This window comes from Leucobacter albus, assembly GCF_039528015.1.
GTDB lineage: Bacteria > Actinomycetota > Actinomycetes > Actinomycetales > Microbacteriaceae > Leucobacter > Leucobacter albus.
The window spans coordinates 191,916-211,429 of sequence record NZ_BAAAKZ010000008.1; the positions used below are offsets into that span (position 1 = coordinate 191,916).

The following is a 19,514-nucleotide window of genomic DNA, read 5'->3' on the forward strand; positions in this document are numbered from 1 at the left end:
CTACCCCTTCCCCACGGTCACGTGAAGCTCGTCGCGGGCCTCGGCGTCGCCGCCGTCGAATACGATGTCGGCGGCGCCCTCAGCAACCGCGATCAGGCGCACAACTCCGGGGTTCTTGTCGGTGTCGGCGAGCTGCACCACAGCGGGGTCGCTGCTCGTGATCTCCCAGTCGATGTCTGGGGTGTCGACGACGACCTCGATCTCCTCGCCAACCGCCAATTGCCCGGGTGCCCCACCGAGCTCGCCGACGGGGAGCATCGCAACGACCGGTGATACCTCGGCTGCCTGCGGTCGAGCCCCGTCTTCTGCCGACGTACAGCCAGCGAGCAGCACGGCCGCAGCGAGGGCCCCCGTCAGGGTGATCGCTACTCGCCGCCTCATGCGGCGTACTCCTTGTACCGGCGTTCGAGATCTGCCGCAGCGTTGTTGTTGAGATCGTAGGCGAGCGCGACCTCTCGGGCGATCTCGGCCTGCTCGGCCGCCGAGAAGCCCGCGTTGTCGAGCCGCTCGCGATAGGCGGCCTTGTACGCCTTCGGGTCGGAAATCTCGTCGAAGGTGTAAAACCGCGTACCGGTGTCGCCCTCCATACCGTAGCTCTCGCGGAAGGCCCGCGCGATCATCAACCCGCCAGACAGATCCGCGAGGTAGCGGGTGTAATGGTGGGCGACAAAGAGCGGCAGCGAGGTGCTGGCGACCGCGTTCAGGCGGTCAACATACGCCGCGATGCCTGCCGTGTTGTAGCGCTCGCGCACGAGCGTCTGCCAGCTCGAGCCAATCCAGTGCTCAAGATCTGCGGTGAGTCTCGGCAGTCGATGCAGCTCTGGGAGCCAGAACTCGAAGCTGTCGCCGAGCCGTTCGTGGTGCAGTTCGGCGGCGCGTTCGAGCGCCTCGTACATGAGAAAGTGTTGCGCGGCCTGAGCCGCAATGCCCTCGCGGTTCAGCCCGCCTCGCATGTATGCCTTTGCAAAACGAGGGTCTTGCTGGCCGGGGCCGTCGCCCGACCAGTTCTTCCCGCCGCCGTGGCCGCCAAATGATACTTCTCGCAAGCGCGCGGAGAGCGACCCGGCTGGGTCGCGGTGATCGGATGCGCTCATCGTGTCTCCTTCTGGAAATAACTATCGAAACGGGTGGCCACTCGCTGAACGAGTGGCCACCCGGCTGCGGGGGCGTCGCCCCCGCAGCATCGGTTACTGGGCCCGGTGGCCTGCGCGTCGCCGCGCGGCTGCAACCGTCACCAGACCGGCGACAAGCAGCAGCGCCGCCCCGCCCACAAGGGCGAGTGGGGCAACATCTGCGCCCGTCTTCGACAGCGGCTGGTTCGGGCCGTTTGGAGCACCGCCGGGCTGCTTGCCCCCGTCGGGCTTGTCGCCTGGGGGCGTGACTTCGCCCGACCCGAGGGTCACGGCGACCCAGCCGATCGTGTCGCCCGCCTCAGTGACGAATGACAGCTGATGCTTCCCAGAGGCGTCTGCCGGCATATCTGCCACGAGCCTGCCCGTGGCATCGGCGAGGAACCACCCGAGGAACGTCGGCGTCGAGTGCAGCGTGACCCCGACCCACGTGTTAGCGTGCTCGGCGCCGACGTCGACGGTAACCCGGCGGCCGTCGATCGACACAAGCTTCAGGTTACCGGCGTTGTCGGCCGTGAGCGTCGGAGCGGTCGGAACGGTGCCCGGCTTCGCCGGCAGCACGGTGAGCGCGACAGCGCTCGAGGTGACCGAGCCGAAGGCGTTCGTCAGCACCGCGCGGAACTGACTGCCGGTGTCTGCGCGGTCGACGCTCTCGAGAGCCAGCTCCGAACCGGTCGCGCCTGCCACGTCGCTCCAGTCAGTGCTGCCTGGCGCGAGTCGCTGCCACTGCGCGGTCGGTGCCGGGGTGCCGGTTGCGGTTACCGCGAACGCGGCTCCCTCGCCAGCGGTGACCGACACGGCCTTGGGCTGCGCGGTGATCGCGGGTGCGCTCCCCGCGGTGAAGGCGAGCGTGATCGGTTGCGCGGGCTTCGTCAAGTTCGCTCCGGTCGTACCGGTCTGGTAGAAGAACGAGCGGATCCCCGAGTGCAGCAGCGAGGTGAACTCGGCCGGGAACGACCCGGTGAACTCCCCCGCCCAGGTGCCGGCTGCGACCTGTCCCTCCCACATGGGGGCGACGGTGAGCTGCGCGAGCCCATCGGTCTGCTGCAGCTGCCCACCTGTGAAGGTTGCGACGGTCACACGCTTGGGCTCGTAATCAAACTCACCAAGCCCAGCGAGCTTGAAGTACCCCGAGAATTCGGCGGTGACGTAACCGTCGCCGGCCGCGTTCAGGTGCACCTGCGGCTGTGCGAAGTTCCACTCGCTCGCCTCGCCCGATGTCAACCGGGCGGCGCCGGTGAATTCAATCACGCTGTTGCCCGCGGCATCGCGCGTTCCAGTTCCATTCGAGAACGTGAACAACCGGTTCGAGTTTGCCTCCTTGTCGCCGGGAATCTCGGCGGGAACGGTGACGTTGTCGCCAACCGCCTCCTTACCGAAGGCATACCCGAAGCTGCTGAAGTAGTTCGCAATCGACCACCCGAAGTTCGCACCGGTGATCTTCTCAACGGGTGCCCCGACGGTGATATCTGCCACGGCACGTGTCGTGTCGACGACTCGGAAGGTCTGCGGAGCGGAGACGGAGCCCTCGTAGAGCTCGGCATCGGCCGGAGTGAAGACCGCGGTGACCTCGTTCGCGCCGCCGCGCAGCGCGTCAGAGGTGAGCGTCGCGGTGCCATCGGTCACCTCTACGGTGCCGAGCGATGCGTCGCCCGCCACGAACTCCACGGACCCGGCAACCGCCGGGGCCACCTCAGCGGTGATCGCGATCGGCTTCCCCGCGAAGTCGGTTGGGAAGTCGCCCAGCGCTTGCGGCGTCACGTTGGTGACCGTCGACTGTGCCGGCGCAAAGGCCACGTCGATGGCGAATTCGTTCATCGCCTGCTTCACTCCGCCTGCTCCCAGCGAGAACACCGCGAGGCGGTAATCTCCTGTCGCGGGCTTCTTTGCAAGCACGTCGGCGTACGAGACGTCTGAGAACTCGAACTCGAAGCTCGCGCGACCGAGTGCGTTCTTCGTCCACTTGATGTACTGGTCGCCAGTCTCCTCGCTCTCCTGCACCCATCGCGTTGCGACGGCCGCACGGCTTCCAGAGGCTGCTCCCTCAGACGGCTTCCAGCCGTCGTTCGAGACCCACCCGAGCGAGACGTACACGCCGGCGGGAGCGTCGGGCGCGCCCGGGTAGCTCGGCTTACCAGAGGTGTCGAAGTCGGTGCCGGTGACCCGCACCGTTGCACCTGCGCGGTCGAGATCGGTGATGGGGCTCGCCTCGAGCAACGGGGCAGGAATCTCCCGCTCCGAGAACTCCATGGCGATCGGCCGTGCGGCCTTGCTCGGGTCGGAGCTCGCTCCCGACTGCACGAAGAACGACCGCACTCCGGCGTGAATGTGCCGCAGGAACGCACTCGTGAACGTCGCGCCCGTGTAGTCTCCGGTCCAGGTGCCAGCAGCGACCTGGCCTTCGAACAGCGGGGTCGCGCTCAGCTCAATCGCGCCTGCTGAGCCGCCGATGTCGGCGCCAGTAAACGTCGACACCGTGACGCGGGTCGGGCCGTAGCTGGTGTCGCTGCCGCCCACCATGCTGCCGCGGTATTCCCCGTCGACAACTGCGGTGATGTAGCCGTCGCCTGCCGCATTCACGTACACCTTCGGGTCACGGAAGTTCCACTCTGGCATGGTGCCTGAGGTCAGGCGAACTTCGGCCGCGAACGAGATCACCCGGTTGCCCGCGGCGTCTTGCACACCGCGACCGTTTTCAAACCAGAAGTCGCCGTCGGCGGCCAAAATGGCGTCGCCCCCGAGAACCGACTTCTTCGGCCCGGAGCCGAAGCTCACGAAGTTCGCGACCGACCACTTGAGCATGCCATCGGTAATCTCCTTGACGGGAGCCCCGATCGCGAACTCTGCGACAGCAGGCGCAAGATCAACGATGCGGAACGTGCGCGGGGCCGAGGTCGACCCCTCGAATGCCTTCGCATCGGTCGGTGTGAACACCGCGGTTACCTCGTGCGCTCCGCCGACAAATTTCTTAGTCTCGAGTGTCGCGGAACCGTCGGCGACAGGGGCGGCCCCGAGGCTGGTCTCGCCCGCGAAGAACTCGACCGACCCGGTTGCTCCCTTGGGCTCGAGGCTCGCTGTGACGGTAACCGCTTCGCCGGCGAAGTCAGTTGGGTAATCGCCGAGAGGCTGGCCCGCGAGCTCGGTCGCTGTTTCCACAGCCGGCTCTGGTTGCGGCTCCGGAGCGGTCTGCCCCGCGAAGTACACCGGAGTGTAGGCCTCGTTTTGCGCCTTCACCGCTCCGTGCGCCCCAAAGGAGAAGACCCCGCACTGGTTGTCGACGCAGTCGATCGTGTCACCGAAGAAACTGGGCACCGATGAGCCTGGAACGGTGAGCTTTGCCGTCCAGCTGCCGTCGGCATTCATGACGCCATCGGCCACGCCACCGTCACCGGTGTTCTGGTGTGCGACAAAGATCGGTGCACCGTAGGTGTAGTCGCCGAACCCGACGGGGCCGCTCTGGCCGCCCTTGCTTCGACGCCACTTCTCGGTATCCTGCTGGTCTTTCATCGTGCCAAAGCCAACGTAGATCCCGCCCTGGCCCGTGCCCGGCTCGACCGCGGGGCCCGGGTCGAAGCCATAGCCCTTCACGGTGAGTTGCGTCGCCGCTCCGACGCGCAGCTGCTCCCCGGGCTCGACGACGATGTACGACGATGTGCCCTCGAGTGGGGTGCCTGTCGACGAGCCGGTCGGCTCGGGGTCGGGCTTCACAGCTGTCGAGGTGTAGCTCACCGAGATCGCACGTGGTGCCTTCGCCTGCTGCGCCGATCCGCTGCCACCCTGGTAGAAATCTGGCCGGAGTGCGGCGTCCAACCGCACGACGAACTCGTTCGGGAACGACGCGGTGAAGTCACCGGCCCACGTGCCCGCGGCTGTCTGCCCCTCCCACAGTGGTGTGACGGAGAAGCTTGTCTTCCCGCCATCGGTCTCAGCGGTCACACCGCGCACCACGGCGATCGTCACGCCAGCCGCCTCGGCGAGCTGCCCGCTCGGAGCGCTCCCCGAGAGGTCGGCGGTGATGTAGCCGTCGCCCGCAGCGTTCGCCCGCAGCACGGGGTTCGTGAGCACCACACGCTGCGAGTCGTTCGTGCGGGAGGCAAGCTGAATCGAGCCGGTGAAACGAATCTCGGTGTTGCCTGCCTCGTCGCGCTCGCCAGAGCCGCCAGTGAACACGAAGTCGCGCTCGGCGTCAGCTGCCGCTTCGGTGAGGGTGACGTCACCAGAAATCACAGACTTCTTGTGCGCGTTGACGCCGGTCGCCGCGATGTTGGTTACCGACCATGCAAGCTCAGCGCCCGTGATGTTCTCTGCCGCAGCGCCAACGTTGATGTCAGCGACAGCGCGCGCCGTATCGATGACACGCACGGTTCGCGCGGGGCTGTCGCTTGACTGCGAGGCGGCAAACTCCGAGTCGTTTGCTGGCACGAACCGCGCCGAGAGCACGCTCGCTCCCGCCGGCAGATCTTTCGTGACGAGCTTCGCGGTGCCTGACTCGACGGCTGCAGAGCCGACTACGGCCTCACCCGCAAGGAACTCGACGGTTCCCGCCGCGGATTCGGGCGATACCGTCGCCGACAGCGCTACCTCAGTCTCGCCCTTGATCGCGCCCGTTGCTGGGGCCGCGGCCGCGAGGGTTGTGGTGGTCTGTGTTGCCGGCGCGCCGGGGGTCGCAAACGTGACGGGGGTGAAGACCTCAACACCCGCCTGCTGCGCCCCGTGGGCACCGATCGCAATGACGCCGCACTGCTGCACGAGGCAGTCAATGGGGTTGCCGCCCTGGCTCGTAAACTGCGCTCCGGGAATCGTCAAAGAGCCCGCCCAGTTCCCGCTGCTATCCATCATGGGTGAGCCTGGCTCCGAGGTGTTTCCCGGGTAACTCACCATCGACTGGTTGATACCCGCGCCCGGCGCGTAGTCGTAGTTCGCGCCGCTCGCGCCGCCCTTGCTCGGAGCCCAGCTGCCCGGGTCTGCGGGGTTCTTCGGGTTGACAACGCCAAAGAGCAGGTAGGCGCCACCGAAGTTCTGCCCCCAGCCGTTGACCGTCGCGAAGTTCGTTCCGCTCAGCTCGAGCGTCGTTTCGGTGTCGGGGTTCAGCCCCTCACCCGGGGTCACACTCATCGTGATTGTGCGACCCGACTGATTTGTGCCGGTGCCCGTCGCCGTGCCGCCGGGTGCCGCGAAGGCTGGGCTTGTCACCAGCCCGCCGAACGCGAGCGTCGCCGCGGTACCGAGCGCGGCGCCCGCGACAAGCCGCCTGCGCAGCCCACCCCCGGTTCCTCGAAGTCGATTCATGATCTTCCTTTGCTTGTGTGTTGGTTCAAGAATGTTGTGCGTGAGCAAGGTGCTCAGCGCTCGCACAGCGTGCCGGCGCGCAGCGCAGATGCCTGTTCAGCACGGGCGCGCTCGCGCCTGAGCAGGGTGGCCCCGAGCAGCCCGAAGCTCAGCAGCAGCACGCCAGCGATGAGCGCCGTGCGGCCGTCAGACGGCCCGGCCGAAATCGCCGCGAGGCCGCCGTTGACCGCGGCACCGCCGTTCAGCTTCGGGTCGTTCAGCGCGTTCGGGTTGTTCTGCACCGGGGGTTTGTTCGGCTGCTCTGGGCGTGTGTTCGGGTTGATGTCGGTGTTTTCATCGAAGTAGACGGGCGTGAACACCTCGGCGTCGGCGTTCACCTTGCCGTGCGCCCCGAGCGTGAAGACGCCGCACTGTACCTTGTAGCAATCCACCGTTGCACCGTTGGCGCTCGTGAACTTCGAGCCGTAGACGAGAAACTCCGACTCCCAGTTCCCGTTCTTATCCATGGTCGGCGCTGTCGGCTCAGTCGTGTTGCCCGGGTAGTTCACCATTTGCTGGTAGATGCCAGCCCCGTCTGCGTAGGCGTAATCTCCCTGCGCAAACGAACCGCCCTGGCCGGGCATCTTGTCGACCCACCCGAACATCAGGTAAACGCCGCCGAAGTTGTCACCGCGGTTACTCGTCGGGAAGCCCTTGCCAGTCAGGGTGACCTTTTGGTCGCGGTCGGCAAGCGACTTCGCGGGGGTCACCGTCATCTCAGCACCCGAGCTCGGGTTCTTGCCCGTGCTCGTGCCGTTCGGCTTGCCCTTGCCGGTCTCCGTCGGAGGCCGCGGGTCGTCTGGCACGGTGCTCAGCGTGTAGTTCGCCCACCCAACAAGCGCCGACTCGGCGTCGACGACCGCGAGCGAGTACGCCCCGTCGGCGATATCGCCCGGCAGCGGTACGCTGATGCGCCCGTTCGTCGGTACGAGGAACCAGTCGAGGAAGCGGGGGTCGCCGTACGTCGCGACGCCTACCCAGGTATTCGCGTTCTCGGGCCCAACGTGCACGGTGAGGGTTCGCTGCGCAATGGCCAGCACCTGCACCTCGCCGCGGTTGCCCTCCGTCAGCTCTGCTTTCTTCGGCAGCGTTGGCGGGGCTGTCGGCCGCTCTGGCACGCCAGGGATGACGACTGTGCCGTCGTCATCGTCGCGATCGGGCCAGTTGGTTTCGTCTTGACCGGTGAAGAAGACCGGAACATATGCTTCGTTCTGCGCCTTCACCGCGCCGTGCGCCCCAAACGAGAAGATGCCGCACTGCGTTTCGAGGCAGTCGATCGAACCCCCGAAGAAATCAGGTATCACGCTGCCCGGCAGGCTGAGTTCGAACGACCACCGACCGTTCGCATCCATCATCGCGTTCGCGACGTCGCCGTCTTTGCTGTTCTGGTTCGCAACGAACGCGGGGGCACCGTAGGTGTAGTCAGCGACACCGACCGGGCCGCTCGAGCCGCCCTTGCTGCGGCGCCACTTCTCGGGGTTGTCTTGGTCTTTCATCGTGCCGAACCCGACATAGATGCCGCCCGAGTTCGTGCCCGCCTCAGCCGGCGGGCCCGGGTCAAACCCAAACCCTTCGACAAGCAGCGTTGTCGGAGCGTTCGCGTTGACAGCGTAGCCCGGGGTCACCCTGATAGTGGCCGGCGTGTCTGCGTATGGCTTGCCCGTGCTGGTGCCATACGGGCCGCTCTCGGCCCCAGGGCCACCCGGCTCACCCGGCCCACCGGGCTCGCCGGGGCCGCCCGGTTCGCCGGGCCCTCCGGGTTCGCCGTCGGTCGCGAGCGTGAGGTTGAGCGTGAACGGGTCGGTCCAGTCGTTCGGCGCAGCATACGTGGGGCCGCCGTACGACGGCAGGTGCACCGTCGCGATGTCTTCTGGGAACTTACCCTTTCCTGTCGTGAGCGTGAGCTTGCCCGATTCGTCAACCTTCAGCGCGTTTGGTTCGAGCTGAAATGTCGCAAGGGTGATGTCGTCAGTTCGAGTCTTCACGTTGTAGCTCTCGATGAGATCCACCACGACATTTGCTGTTCCGCCCGCGACCTCAAGCCGCACGTCTTCGAAATACAGCCAGTCCTCGCCAAACCCGTACATTTCGAACTGGCCTGCGAACGACAGGTTTGCAGTGCCAGCGGCGGCGTCGACCGTTCCGCCCGCCACCGCGGGGAAGGTGGCGTAGCCGTCTTTCGCGGAATACGAAGCGCCCGAGTAGGCCGCAACCCACCCCGCGGTGTGCCCGAAGGTCTCGAGATAGTTGCGAATCGAGCTGCGCACGCCCCATTTGAGGTCGCCGCCTGTCACCTGGGCTGTCGTCGCCGGCGCCGGTTCTGCGGCGATCGCGGGCGCTGCCTGCGCCGCTACAGCTGCCGGCAATAGCAGCGCGGCGAGCGCTCCCCCGGCCAACCACCGGCGCACCGGCCCCGCTGTCCGTAGTCGTGTCATTGCGTCTACGCTCCTCACTGTTGTATCGATTCTGAGAGTGCTTCGGCCCCTGCGCGCCTGCGTCGAACGACGACCACGACGATTGTGCCGAGCAAGATGAGCAGGGCTCCGCCGAGCACGGAGAAGACCGCGATTGTGCTCCCGGTAACGGCTGGCACCTGCGTCTCACTGGTTCCGGAGCCCCGCGGGTTCGCCTGAGACTGCTCCGGGGTCGGAGCGGGCGCTGCCTCGTTCGGCGCACCTGCCTGGGTGTCTGCCCCGAGATCGAGCACCGTCGCATCGTCGGTAAAGCTCTGCGCGCCGGTACCCGAACGCACCTCCCCGCTTGCTGTGCGGAAGCCGACCGGAGTGAACGACTCGTTGTTCGCGTTGAGCATGCCGTGCGCACCGATCGTGATGATGCCGCACTGCACGCGCAGGCAGTCGATCGTCGCGCCCTCGACGGCTTCACCCTCGTGCGGGTTGCCTGAGCTCGAGCTGAAGCTGCTCCCGGGAATTGTCATCTGCGCCGACCAGGTGCCGTCTGGCAGAATCATCGCGTTCGCGGCCTCCGCGGAGTCGCCGCCCTGGAACGCGACGAGCAGTGTTGATCCCGGGGTCGAGGCGTACCCGAAGCTTGTGCCAGATTTTCCGCCCTGGCTGGGGGTCCACGAGTTCGTCGCCGGGTCAGCCACTGCCCCGAAGAACACGTACACGCCTCCCGGCGCGTTGGGCTGGTACTGGAAGCCGCTGCCAGAGATTGTCACCGTGGTGGGTTCGCCGGCGTTGGGGCTCTGCGACACGTCGACCCTCGCAGCAGCGTGGGCCGGTTGTGCAAGCAGCACGATTGCGCTCGCGGCGAGCAGAAGCGCCGCCGCGATGCTTGCGAAGACACGCCGACCCGGGCCGGGCAGCACAATCTGGGGCGCGTTCATGGTGAAGTCTCGCTTTCTGCGGTTGTCTCGGGGGGTTGCTGGGTTGGGTCGCCCGGTGGTTCGTCTGCAAAGCGCACTGGCACGATGAGGAGAGACCCGTCGTGCTCGGGCAGCACTCGCACCGGGTGACGGTAGACCTCGCTCAGCCGCTCGGCGGTCATTACCTCGCCCGGGGTGCCCGCGGCCTGCATCGCACCGTCTGCGAGCAGCAGCACCTGATCTGCGTATGCAGCGGCGGCGCCCAGATCGTGCAGCACAACGATCACGGCGTTGCCGCGCCTGGCAGACTGTCTGGCGACCGCGAGCACCTGCTCCTGATAGTTGATGTCGAGGGCCGCGGTCGGTTCGTCGAGCAGCAACAGGGTTGTGCGCTGCGCAAGCGCGCGGGCGAGCGACACTCGTGCTCGCTCGCCGCCAGAGAGCGACGTGAAGTTGCGATCTGCGAATCGGAAGGTGTCGCTGCGCAGCATTTCTTGGGCGATCACCCTGTCGTCTTCTGCGACCGAGGTGATCGACTGCCACGGCGCGCGCCCCATCTTTACGACGTCGACCACGTCAAACGGAAACGCGATCGTGCTGGTTTGTCGGAGCACCGCACGTCGCAGGGCGAGCTCCCTGTTCGGGTAGTCCTTGACCTCGCGGCCCTCCAGCTCGATCGAGCCGCCGTAGCTCAGGTCGCCCGCGAGCGCGCCGAGCAGCGTCGATTTTCCGGCTCCGTTGGGGCCGATGATCGCGAGCACTTCGCCGGCGCGCACCTCGCAGCTCACCCCGCGTACGATCTCGGTGCCGCCGAGCGCGATCGACACGTCGACTGCGCGCACGACAATCTCGCCGAGAGCGGGGCGCGCTGGCGCGGTGAGTGAGCGCCCGAGGCGCTGCAGCGCGCTCACAGCCAGCCACCGTTCTTCGTGCGCGAGCGCTTGATGAGAATGAAGAAGAAGGGCCCGCCGATGAGCGCCGTGATCATGCCGAGCGGCAGCTCTGCGTAGGGCACAGCGGTGCGCGCAAAGGTGTCAGCGAGTACGAGTAGCAGCGCGCCGCCGAGCGCGCTGGCCGGCACGAGCACCTTGTGGCCTGGCCCAACGAGCATGCGAATCAGGTGCGGCACCACGAGCCCGACGAAGCCGATAATGCCAGCGAACGCAACCGCAGCCGCGGTGAGCACCGCAACAATCGCAATGGCGTAGATGCGCAGCCGCTCGATGTTCACCCCGAGATGCCGTGCGGCGTCGTCTCCCAGGCTGAGCAGATCGAGCTTGCCCGCGATGCCAAACGCCAACACGAGGCCGACGACGAGCAGCGGTAGCACGGTCGCGACCGCGTCCCAGAGCGCGCCGGCGAGACTGCCCATCTGCCAGAAGACGATCTGTTCGCGCTGGTTCATATCTGCGGCAAATGTCATGAGCGCGAGCGCTGCGCCGCAGAACGCGTTCACTGCGACGCCAACGAGAATCAGGGTGACCACCTGGGTGCGGCCGCGCGAGCGCGCCATCGAATAGATGAGCATGGCGGTCAGCGTGCCTGTCACAAATGCCCCGATCGGGAGCGCGAAGCTGCTCCCAGCCGCGAGCCCGGTCACGATCATCAGGCTCGCACCCATCGCGGCGCCCGACGAGACGCCGACGATGCCGGGGTCTGCGAGCGGGTTGCCGAAAACGCCCTGCATGATTGCGCCCGCTGCGGCGAGCGCGGCGCCGACGAACACGCCGAGCACGACGCGCGGGAAGCGTACCTCCCACAGGGCAGCGTCGGCCAACGGGTGGCTGGGTGCCGCGCCGCAGCTTAGCCCGGCTCGGCGGCAGAGCGAACCGATGACCTCAGTGACCGGTATCTGCATCTGGCCGAGTGCCGCCGAGAGCAGCGTCACCACGACAAGCCCGGCGCCGAGAGCGATGAAGAGCACCGCGACCCTGCGCTTGCGGGGCTTCGGCAGGGCAGCTGGCTGTGCGTCGTAGTCAAGAACGCGGGGCAGTTCGGCTGGCGCGCCAGCCGAACGCGTGATGTCTGCGAGGCGTGGCTGCTCCGGTGGCTCCGGGAGTTCCGGGCTCGGCCGATGCGCCCCCGGCGGCGCGGTGTGCTGCTGACTCATGAGGCCCGCACCTCCTCGAGCGGTGCGCGATAGATCGCTTCCGCGAGCGCTGCGAGCACCTCTGGTGTGCGCGGGCCCCACGTGAACATCTCGTAGTCGCTCATGTCGACGACGCGTTGGCGCTGACCCGCCGGGGTCTGCGCGACGCCAGGAACGGTCATCAGCCCATCGACGCCGCCGACCGATTCGAGACCGAGAGTAAGCATGAGGTAGAGGTCTGGTTCGAGCCGCATGAGCCCTTCCGCGGTCAGGGATCCGCTCACCCAACCGAGCTCACCAGCAACATCGATGCCGTTGAGTTCTTTGATGAGCACGCCGGCGATGCCGGTCGACCCGTCTGGGTCGTTGCCATACATGTAGTACACGCCAGCCCGGCCGCGCATGTAGAGAAACACCATGCGCACCCGGTCAGCTTCGTCTGTTGGTGCGAGCTCCGCGATCTGCGCGCGCGTGGCCTGCAGGCGCCGGTCGAAATCGAGCACGTACTGCTCACCGAGCTCGGAGACGCCGAGGGCCGTCGCAACGTCTCGAATCTGCCGCGGAATGTCGTCGATGCTCTTCGCTGGGTCGAAGAACACGACGGGAATGCCAGAGTTGCGCATCTGCAATTGCACGTCGTACGGGCCAACGCTGTAGTCGGTGAGAATGAGCGTCGGCGCGAGCTCGAGAATTGACTCTGCGTTGAGCGCGTGGCCGTTCATCACGAGCGGCAGATCTTTCGCGGAGTCGAAGCCGGTGGTGAGGTCTCGGCCGACAACTTGCGGGCCAAAGCCGAGCCCGAACACCACCGAGGCGAGGCTGCCCGTGCCGTCGAGCGCGAGAATGCGGCTAGTGTCGGTGATCTCTACAGCGACGTCATCGAGCCCCGTGAAAGTCACCGGCAGCTGCGGCTTGGGCTCGGTCGTAATCGGGGTGATGTCGCCAGATTTCAGCAGCGCCGTGTCGGGCCCTTCGAACAGACGCGGGCTCTCTGCCGACGCCGCGGCGCTGTCGATAATCTCGGGGTTCTCGCCGACGAGGAGTGCGCACCCGGCAAGCGATACCACGAGAATCCCACCGAGAACCAGGCTGAACAACGATCTCGGGCGGGGCAGATGCGCGCGGCAAACACCGCGCTCAATTCGTCTCATGAAGGTAAGGCTAACCTTATTTAAGGGTCGAAATCAAGACTTCATCTGATGTAGGTTAGGTTCTACTTACTTAGATCTGATGATTATGGTTCGGGGCGCTGCCGCTGAGCCGCTATGTGGCCAGCGCTGGCTCGCGAGTCGCTGTCGCGCACCACACACCACCCACCATCTGGAGAAACGTGACTTCCTCAAAGCCAGGCACACACCGCCCCCGAGGGGCCCTCATGCGACGGCCCCTCGCCCGCTCTGCTCTCGCGGCGATGCTCGGCTGCGCCGTGCTGCTCGGCCCGCTCTCCGGCGTGTCGGTACCGGGTCAAGCCGGCGCCGCGTTCGTGGGAGCCGGTGGCGCCCAGGCACTCGCGGCCGGCGCCGATTCGGCCCCAGCGTCGGTCGACGAGGCCATCACCTCAGAGGTCGCTACGCTCCTCGCCCCCTCACCCGAGAGCGCGCCAGCGGGCACAGCAGAGAGCGAGCCCGTCGCCGACTGGGTCGACCCAGCAGCCCGCACGGGCGAGCTCCTCGTGCTCTTCGACGACCCCGGCGTGCCTCGGGAGGCGCAGGGCTCCCCCGAGCTCGCGGCCGAGGCGCTGCAGCAGCAGGCAGACTCTCGCTGGAGCAGCGTCGAGGCGGCCCTCGACAGGCTCGAGCGCGCCGGCTCTGTGCGGGTGCTCAACCGCTTCTGGGTCACCAATGCCGTGCTCGTCGAAGCCGAGCTCACCGACGCAACGATGCGCACCCTTGCGGCGCTGCCCGGAGCGACAGAGGTGGTGCCAAACCACACGGTCGAGGGGCTCGCCGAGGAGGGGCCGACCCCGAGAGAGGCGCCAGCTGTGCCAGCCGCGACGACGCTCGCCGAGGGGCCGCAGCTCACGTACGGCCTCGAGAAGATTCGCGCGCAAGAGGTGTGGCGAGATTTTGGCGCCAGGGGGCAGGGCGTGCGCGTTGCGGTGCTCGACACCGGCGTCGACGCGACACACCCAGATATCCAGGGTCGGCTTGTCGGGCGCGACACGGGAGACCCAAGTTACCCCGGCGGGTGGATCAATTTCACCCGCTCGGGCACACCGGTCGTGAGCAAGCCGAGCGACCCCGGCTCGCACGGCACCCACGTCGCCGGCACGATCGTTGGCGGGGCCGCCTCTGGCACCCAGATCGGCGTCGCCCCCGAGGCAGAACTCATGGCCGCAAACGTGCTCAGCGGCGGCGGCAGCACCGCGAAGATCTTCGCAGCCCTCGAGTGGGTTGTCTCGCCATACGACGGCACCGGCAAACCGGCGGGTCGTGCGGCCGATGTCATTAACATGTCGCTCGGCTCTGGGGCGTACGACAGGACCCTGATCAAGCCGATCCAGAACGTGCGCAAGGCCGGCATTTTCCCCGCCATCGCAATCGGCAACGCGCCCTGCGGGCCCAACGGCACCTCGAGCCCCGGAGATATTTTCGAAGCCTTCGGCGTCGGCATGACCGACGCCAACGATGTCGTCGCAGCGGGGTCGTGCGGTGCCACAACGAACTGGCCGGCTGCCGTAGCAGCCGAGCACGGGTGGCCTGCAAACTTCATCAAGCCCAATGCTTCGGCCCCCGGCGTGGCAGTGTTCTCAGCGATGCCCGGCGGGTTGTGGGGCGACTCCACCGGCACGTCTATGGCGACACCGCACGTCGCCGGAGCCGTCGCGCTCATGCGCTCCGCGCAGGCGGGTTTGAGCGTCACCGAGCTCGAGCGTGCCCTCGAGTCGACCGCGTGGCACCCTGACGGCGCCACGCAAGACTCACGCTACGGTTTCGGCCGCATCGATGTGCACCGCGCCGTCTCTCAGGTGATCGGCACCTCGGGTGTCATCGGTAGCGTCGTCGATGCCAGCACAGGTGCCCCGGTACCGGGGGCCTCGGTGAGTTTTGGCGAACACGGCGAGACCTGGGTCACCGACGCAGACGGCATCTTCACGGCGACGCTGCCTCCGGGAAGCTACCGCTTCAGCGTCGAGCGGTTTGGGTTCGAAAGCGCCGTCTCAGAACACATCGCCGTGACAACCGGCGGGTACGAGAAGCTCGCAATACCGCTCACCCCCATCACCGTCGGGAGCATCTCAGGCCTCGTCGTCGACCACGCCACCCAGCTTCCGATCTCCGGCGCAACGGTCGCCCTGCTCGGCCAGCCCATTTCTGTCACGACCGCCGGCGACGGCAGCTATCGATTCGACGGCCTGCCGCACGGCGAGTACCGCGTTCGCGTCAGCGCAGACGGCATGCAAGATGCGACGTCGGCGCCGGCCCAGGTGAAGGCAGCGCTCGATACCCGAGTGAACTTCTGGCTAGCCGCGAAGTCTCGCGTGCTCGTACTCGGAGACAGCGGGGGCCGCACAACAGCGCTCCTCGCAGACAACGGCCTCGTCGCAGACCGCGCCGACGGGCTTCCCGCCGACGTCGGGCTGCTCGCCAGTTACTCCGCTGTCGTGTGGGACACGCCGGCGGAGCTCAGCCAGGCCGAACTCACCGCCGCGCGAGCAGCGGCAGCGAAGGCCCACACTGGCATGGTATGGCTCGATCTCGGTTCGAGCGAGCTCAGCGGCATCGCTCAGCTGCAGCGAATCGAGGCAAACCCGCGGGTCAGGGAGCACGCCAACGACCGCACCCTCACGTCGACGGGGTACAGCGTCACCGCCCCGCACGCGATCTTTGCCGGCGGCGCGCTGAGCCCCGACCCGCTGCAGCCCGGCGCACTGCTGCTGCAGAACACCGCTCAGGGTGGCCCAAAGTTCACCGCCTGGTTCTCGGAACTTGCGGGCGAGCAGGTCACCACACTCGCCGAGGCAGTCGGCGTGCGGCAAGACGAGACCGATGCACAGGCCCCACGGGTGGTCGAGCCCCTCGGCACCGGCATTGCTGTCGACGAGCGCGAAGACAGCAGGCAGGTGTACCTTTCGCTGCACGCAACCACCTCGGCAGCCGATGCGCGAACGTGGTCTGCCGCCTCGCAGCAACTGCTGCTGAACTCGGTGGTCTGGGCCGGGCCGGCCGCGTCTCAGGCGCCCGAGCCTGAGATCACCGTACCGACCGAGCCCACCGTCACCCCGCCGACACCGGGCGGCACCGGCCCGGCGAAGCCACCCGCTGCCGTTCTGCCGCCCGCCCAGCCAGCGCTCACCCCCGCACGCGCGTCGGCGACCGCCCCGGCTGCCCAGGCGCAACCGAAGCCCGAGCACACCCCGAAGCTGCCTGTCGCAGCCGCCAGCCTGCTCACCCAGGCGAACGCCGGCGGTGTCACGGCCGAGGTGAAAGACGGCATCGCGCACGTCACGATTCCGGGCGCGAAGCCCGGCGATTGGTTCTTCTTGCACGTCTACCCGCAGCGGCTCCCTGTTGGGTGGATTCGGGTCAACGACGAGGGTGTGCTTCGCATCGACATCACGCGCCTCGGTGCCGGAGAATATCGCTTCGCCTTCACCAACGCCGACGATGAGTTCGTCGGGTGGGCAGCCGTCACCGTCGCCGGGCAGGCGGCCTCCGAGGCTGCCGCGATCTCGGCACTGGCGCCGCCGCGGGTCGCCAACGAGCCCGAGGCCCAAGCAGGCTTCGGGTTGAGCACCGCAGAGCAGGTGATGCTCCTCGGCGCCGCCATCGTCGTACTTGCGACGGCGGGCGTCGTGCTCTTTGGCACGCGGCGGGAGCCCGGCACTGGGCCCGCCACTGGGCCCGCCACCCCGGCGCCGGCGGCCGGCGCCGGCGGGGCGTCGGGCGACAGCAACGGGGGCCAGCTGTGAATCGCCCCCTCGCAGCGCTCACGGGCATCGCGGTGATCGCGGGCGTGACGCTCCTGGGTTTCGGTGGCTGGCAGCTCGCGAACCCGACACCGAACGATGCTCCCACGAGCGAGCGGCGGGCAGTCGCCCCCAGCGAGGTCGCCCCGCTCCCCCCTGCCGCCGTGCCGCACGCGCTCACGATTCCCGCGCTCGGCTTTCAGAGCGAGGTGTTCGAGTTCCAGACCGGCGGCGCGCCAGAGCTCAACCCACCTGACGCTGAGCGGGCGTATTGGCTGAGCGACTACGGCCTACCCGGGGCAGGGTCTGACAACACTGTGTACCTTATCGGGCACACTTCGGCAGACGGCCGGGCCGTGTTCGACCCCCTCGTCGACCGCGAGGCGCAGCACAGCAGGGTGCTCCCCGGCGACGAGATTTGGCTGGAGACCGCCACCGGCACGGTCGTGTACGAGACCATCGCTGTCGAGCGACACGAGAGGCAGCGCCTCGCCGACGTCGACAACGTGTGGACGACTGCGCCGGGCAGGCTCGTGCTGGTGACGTGCTTCTTCGAGGCGAGCACCGACACGGTTTCCGACAACCTGGTGGTCTTTGCCAGGGCGCTAAACGACGAATGACGCCCGGCGTGGGGCCGGGCGTCATTCGTTTGGGCGTAGCTTGGGCGTAGCTTAGGCGTCGCCGGGCATGCAGCAGCTGCCGCCGCAGCACGAGCCACCCGCGGCACTGTCGCCGAGCAGGTTCAAGATCTCGGCGGTCTCAGCGCCGGCGAAGGCAGCTGCCCCCGCGATGCCCGCGTCGGCCATCGTGGCCCCGGTAGCATCGGCCGCGCCGGTGTTCAGTTCGATGGGCTGCGGCGACGCCTCGGTCGCCTGCGTCGTTGTCTCGTTCATCTTCGGTCCTCTCCTGCGTGAATTCTATGCCTGCCACCTGGCGTGCGCGCCCGGGCAAAAAGTTCTCTCAGCGTGGGCTCAGCCCGCCTCGCGCCCCTCGGCCTCGAGCGTGAGCACCTGTTCGAAGGCGCTCACGAACATCTCAGGCTGCTGCGCGCCCGAAACGCCGTACTTCTCGTTGATGAGGTAGAACGGCACACCGGTCACCCCGAGCATGCGAGCGCGTGTGATGTCTTGGTCGACGGCCTCGCCGAAGCTCTCGTCTTCGAACGCGTCGTGCACCTCTTCGGGGTTCAGCCCAACCTCGTCGAGCACGGCGCCAACCTGCTCGGGGTCGCTGACATTCACGCCCTCCTCGAAGTAGGCCTTGAAGAGCCGCGCGAGCACCTCGTCGTAGATGCCCTGCTGCTTCGCGAGGTGCAGCACGCGGTGCGCGGCCTGCGTGTTGGTGTGAGCGACCCTGTCGAAGTCGAAGGTGATGCCCTCGGCCGACGCCATCGCCGTCATCTGGCCGAGCATGTCTTCGACCTGCTCGCGCGGCATGCCCTTGTGTTTCACGAGGAAGTCGACCTCGCTGCCGTCGAAGTTCAGCGGGGTGTCGGGGGCGAGCTCGTAGCTGTGCCCCTCGATCTCGAACTCAACCTCGGGGTTCGCGGCCTGAAACTGCGCCACCGCCGAGCGGAAGCGGTTCGCGCCGAGGTAGCACCACGGGCAGGCGATATCTGACCAAATGTCAATGCGGATCGTATTACTCACGCATGCTGCAACCCAGCGGCCGTGGGTTCTATTCCGCCGGCCGGCAAAGTCGGTGTCTGGGGTCGGGGTCTGGGCCGGGGGTCGGGGGTCGGGGGTCGGGGCCGCAGCCGCGCCAGCGCCCGCGGATCCGCCCCCGCGCTAGCCCTCGATGATGCGCGCGCCGTGCACCGGCCCCGTGACCGTGAGCGCGCTCACACCGGCGCGGCTGAGCACCGACTTCAGCTCGGAGGCCTCCTGCGCACTCGCAACCAAGAACGCCACCGTCGGGCCCGAGCCCGACACGATGCCAGCGAGGGCGCCACGCGACTCCCCCAGCTCAAGCAGCTGCGTCAGTTCGGGTGCGAGCCTGAGGGCCGCGGCCTGCAGGTCGTTGTGCATCGAGTCTGCGAGCGACTCTGCGTCGCCAACGCGCACGGCCTGCAACACCGCAGTCTCAACCTTCACGTACTCCGGTTGCTGCCCGAGCTCGCTGCGGTGGTCGTCGCGGTGCCTGTCGAGCATGCTGTAAACCTCGGGTGTGCTCAGCCCGCCTGCCGACAGCGCGAGCACCCAGTGAAACGTGCCCTTGGCGAGCGCCGGGCTGAGCTCGTCTCCGCGGCCCGTGCCGACAGCGGTGCCGCCCTCGAGTGCGAAGGGCACATCTGCCCCGAGCTCTGCGGCGAGCGTGACGAGCCCCGCGCGCCCCAGACCGGTGCCCCAGAGCTCGTCGCAGGCGAGCAGGGTCGCGGCGGCGTCGGCCGAGCCGCCGCCCATGCCACCGGCGATTGGCACGCGTTTCAGCACGGTGAGGTCGACCCCTCCCCCGTACCCGGTGTGCGCGGCGAGCAGCTTCGCCGCGCGAATCGCGAGGTTCGTGTCGTCAGTCGACAGCCCGGAGGTGTCGATCGGGCCGCCGAAACGCAGCTTGAACGTGTCGCACTCCGTCGCGGTGACCTCTTCGAAGAGCGACACCGCCTGGTACAGCGACGCCACCTCGTGGTAGCCGTCGTCTTGCAGGGCTCCCACACGGAAATACACGTTGATCTTGCCGGGCGCACGCACGGTGATCGATCGTCGCTGGTCGGTCCGCATGGTACCTACG

The 19,514-nt window shown here is 67.4% G+C and carries 13 protein-coding genes; 2 read left to right on the plus strand and 11 right to left on the minus strand.

The features are described 5' to 3' along the window. From ABD115_RS10015 to ABD115_RS10050, 8 genes are all read right to left on the minus strand, one after another. Entirely contained in the window at positions 1–381 is a 381-nt protein-coding gene (locus ABD115_RS10015; protein WP_343960581.1) for a hypothetical protein, read from the minus strand. Beyond that, positions 378–1,094, minus strand: a complete 717-nt coding sequence (locus ABD115_RS10020; protein ID WP_343960582.1) for a biliverdin-producing heme oxygenase — start codon at positions 1,092–1,094, stop codon at positions 378–380. The genes ABD115_RS10015 and ABD115_RS10020 overlap by 4 nt, the downstream gene beginning before the upstream one ends. 93 nt (positions 1,095–1,187) lie before the next feature. Further along, complete coding sequence (locus ABD115_RS10025) at positions 1,188–6,419, minus strand: Ig-like domain repeat protein (protein ID WP_343960583.1); 5,232 nt, start codon at positions 6,417–6,419, stop codon at positions 1,188–1,190. Positions 6,420–6,472: 53 nt separating this feature from the next. Continuing rightward, complete coding sequence (locus tag ABD115_RS10030) at positions 6,473–8,893, minus strand: HtaA domain-containing protein (protein WP_343960584.1); 2,421 nt, start codon at positions 8,891–8,893, stop codon at positions 6,473–6,475. Positions 8,894–8,907: 14 nt separating this feature from the next. Then, positions 8,908–9,807 (minus strand): hypothetical protein, encoded by a 900-nt coding sequence (locus tag ABD115_RS10035; RefSeq protein WP_343960585.1) that lies wholly within the window; start codon positions 9,805–9,807, stop codon positions 8,908–8,910. Continuing rightward, the gene (locus ABD115_RS10040; RefSeq protein WP_343960586.1) at positions 9,804–10,697 is read right to left on the minus strand and encodes a heme ABC transporter ATP-binding protein; all 894 of its coding nucleotides are present in this window, start codon (positions 10,695–10,697) and stop codon (positions 9,804–9,806) included. The genes ABD115_RS10035 and ABD115_RS10040 overlap by 4 nt, the downstream gene beginning before the upstream one ends. Then, entirely contained in the window at positions 10,694–11,896 is a 1,203-nt protein-coding gene (locus ABD115_RS10045) for a FecCD family ABC transporter permease (RefSeq protein WP_343960588.1), read from the minus strand. Before ABD115_RS10045 ends, ABD115_RS10040 begins: the two co-directional genes overlap by 4 nt. Beyond that, positions 11,893–12,942 (minus strand): heme/hemin ABC transporter substrate-binding protein, encoded by a 1,050-nt coding sequence (locus ABD115_RS10050; protein ID WP_343960589.1) that lies wholly within the window; start codon positions 12,940–12,942, stop codon positions 11,893–11,895. The genes ABD115_RS10045 and ABD115_RS10050 overlap by 4 nt, the downstream gene beginning before the upstream one ends. A gap of 308 nt (positions 12,943–13,250) precedes the next feature. Here ABD115_RS10050 and ABD115_RS10055 point away from each other — a divergent pair, with 308 nt between their 5' ends. Then, positions 13,251–16,787: a S8 family serine peptidase gene (locus ABD115_RS10055; RefSeq protein ID WP_343960590.1), complete on the plus strand. Its 3,537-nt coding sequence runs from the start codon at positions 13,251–13,253 to the stop codon at positions 16,785–16,787. After that, entirely contained in the window at positions 16,784–17,404 is a 621-nt protein-coding gene (locus tag ABD115_RS10060; RefSeq protein WP_343960591.1) for a class F sortase, read from the plus strand. Before ABD115_RS10055 ends, ABD115_RS10060 begins: the two co-directional genes overlap by 4 nt. Before the next feature lie 51 nt (positions 17,405–17,455). Here ABD115_RS10060 and ABD115_RS10065 read toward each other — a convergent pair whose 3' ends face one another. From ABD115_RS10065 to ABD115_RS10075, 3 genes are all read right to left on the minus strand, one after another. Further along, positions 17,456–17,677 carry a hypothetical protein gene (locus tag ABD115_RS10065; protein WP_343960592.1) on the minus strand — a complete coding sequence of 74 codons (222 nt, stop codon included), beginning with the start codon at positions 17,675–17,677 and terminating at the stop codon, positions 17,456–17,458. A gap of 78 nt (positions 17,678–17,755) precedes the next feature. Then, positions 17,756–18,433 carry a DsbA family oxidoreductase gene (locus tag ABD115_RS10070; protein WP_343960593.1) on the minus strand — a complete coding sequence of 226 codons (678 nt, stop codon included), beginning with the start codon at positions 18,431–18,433 and terminating at the stop codon, positions 17,756–17,758. Between the two features lie 138 nt (positions 18,434–18,571). Continuing rightward, entirely contained in the window at positions 18,572–19,504 is a 933-nt protein-coding gene (locus tag ABD115_RS10075; protein WP_343960595.1) for a 4-(cytidine 5'-diphospho)-2-C-methyl-D-erythritol kinase, read from the minus strand. Between the last annotated feature and the right edge of the window lie 10 nt (positions 19,505–19,514).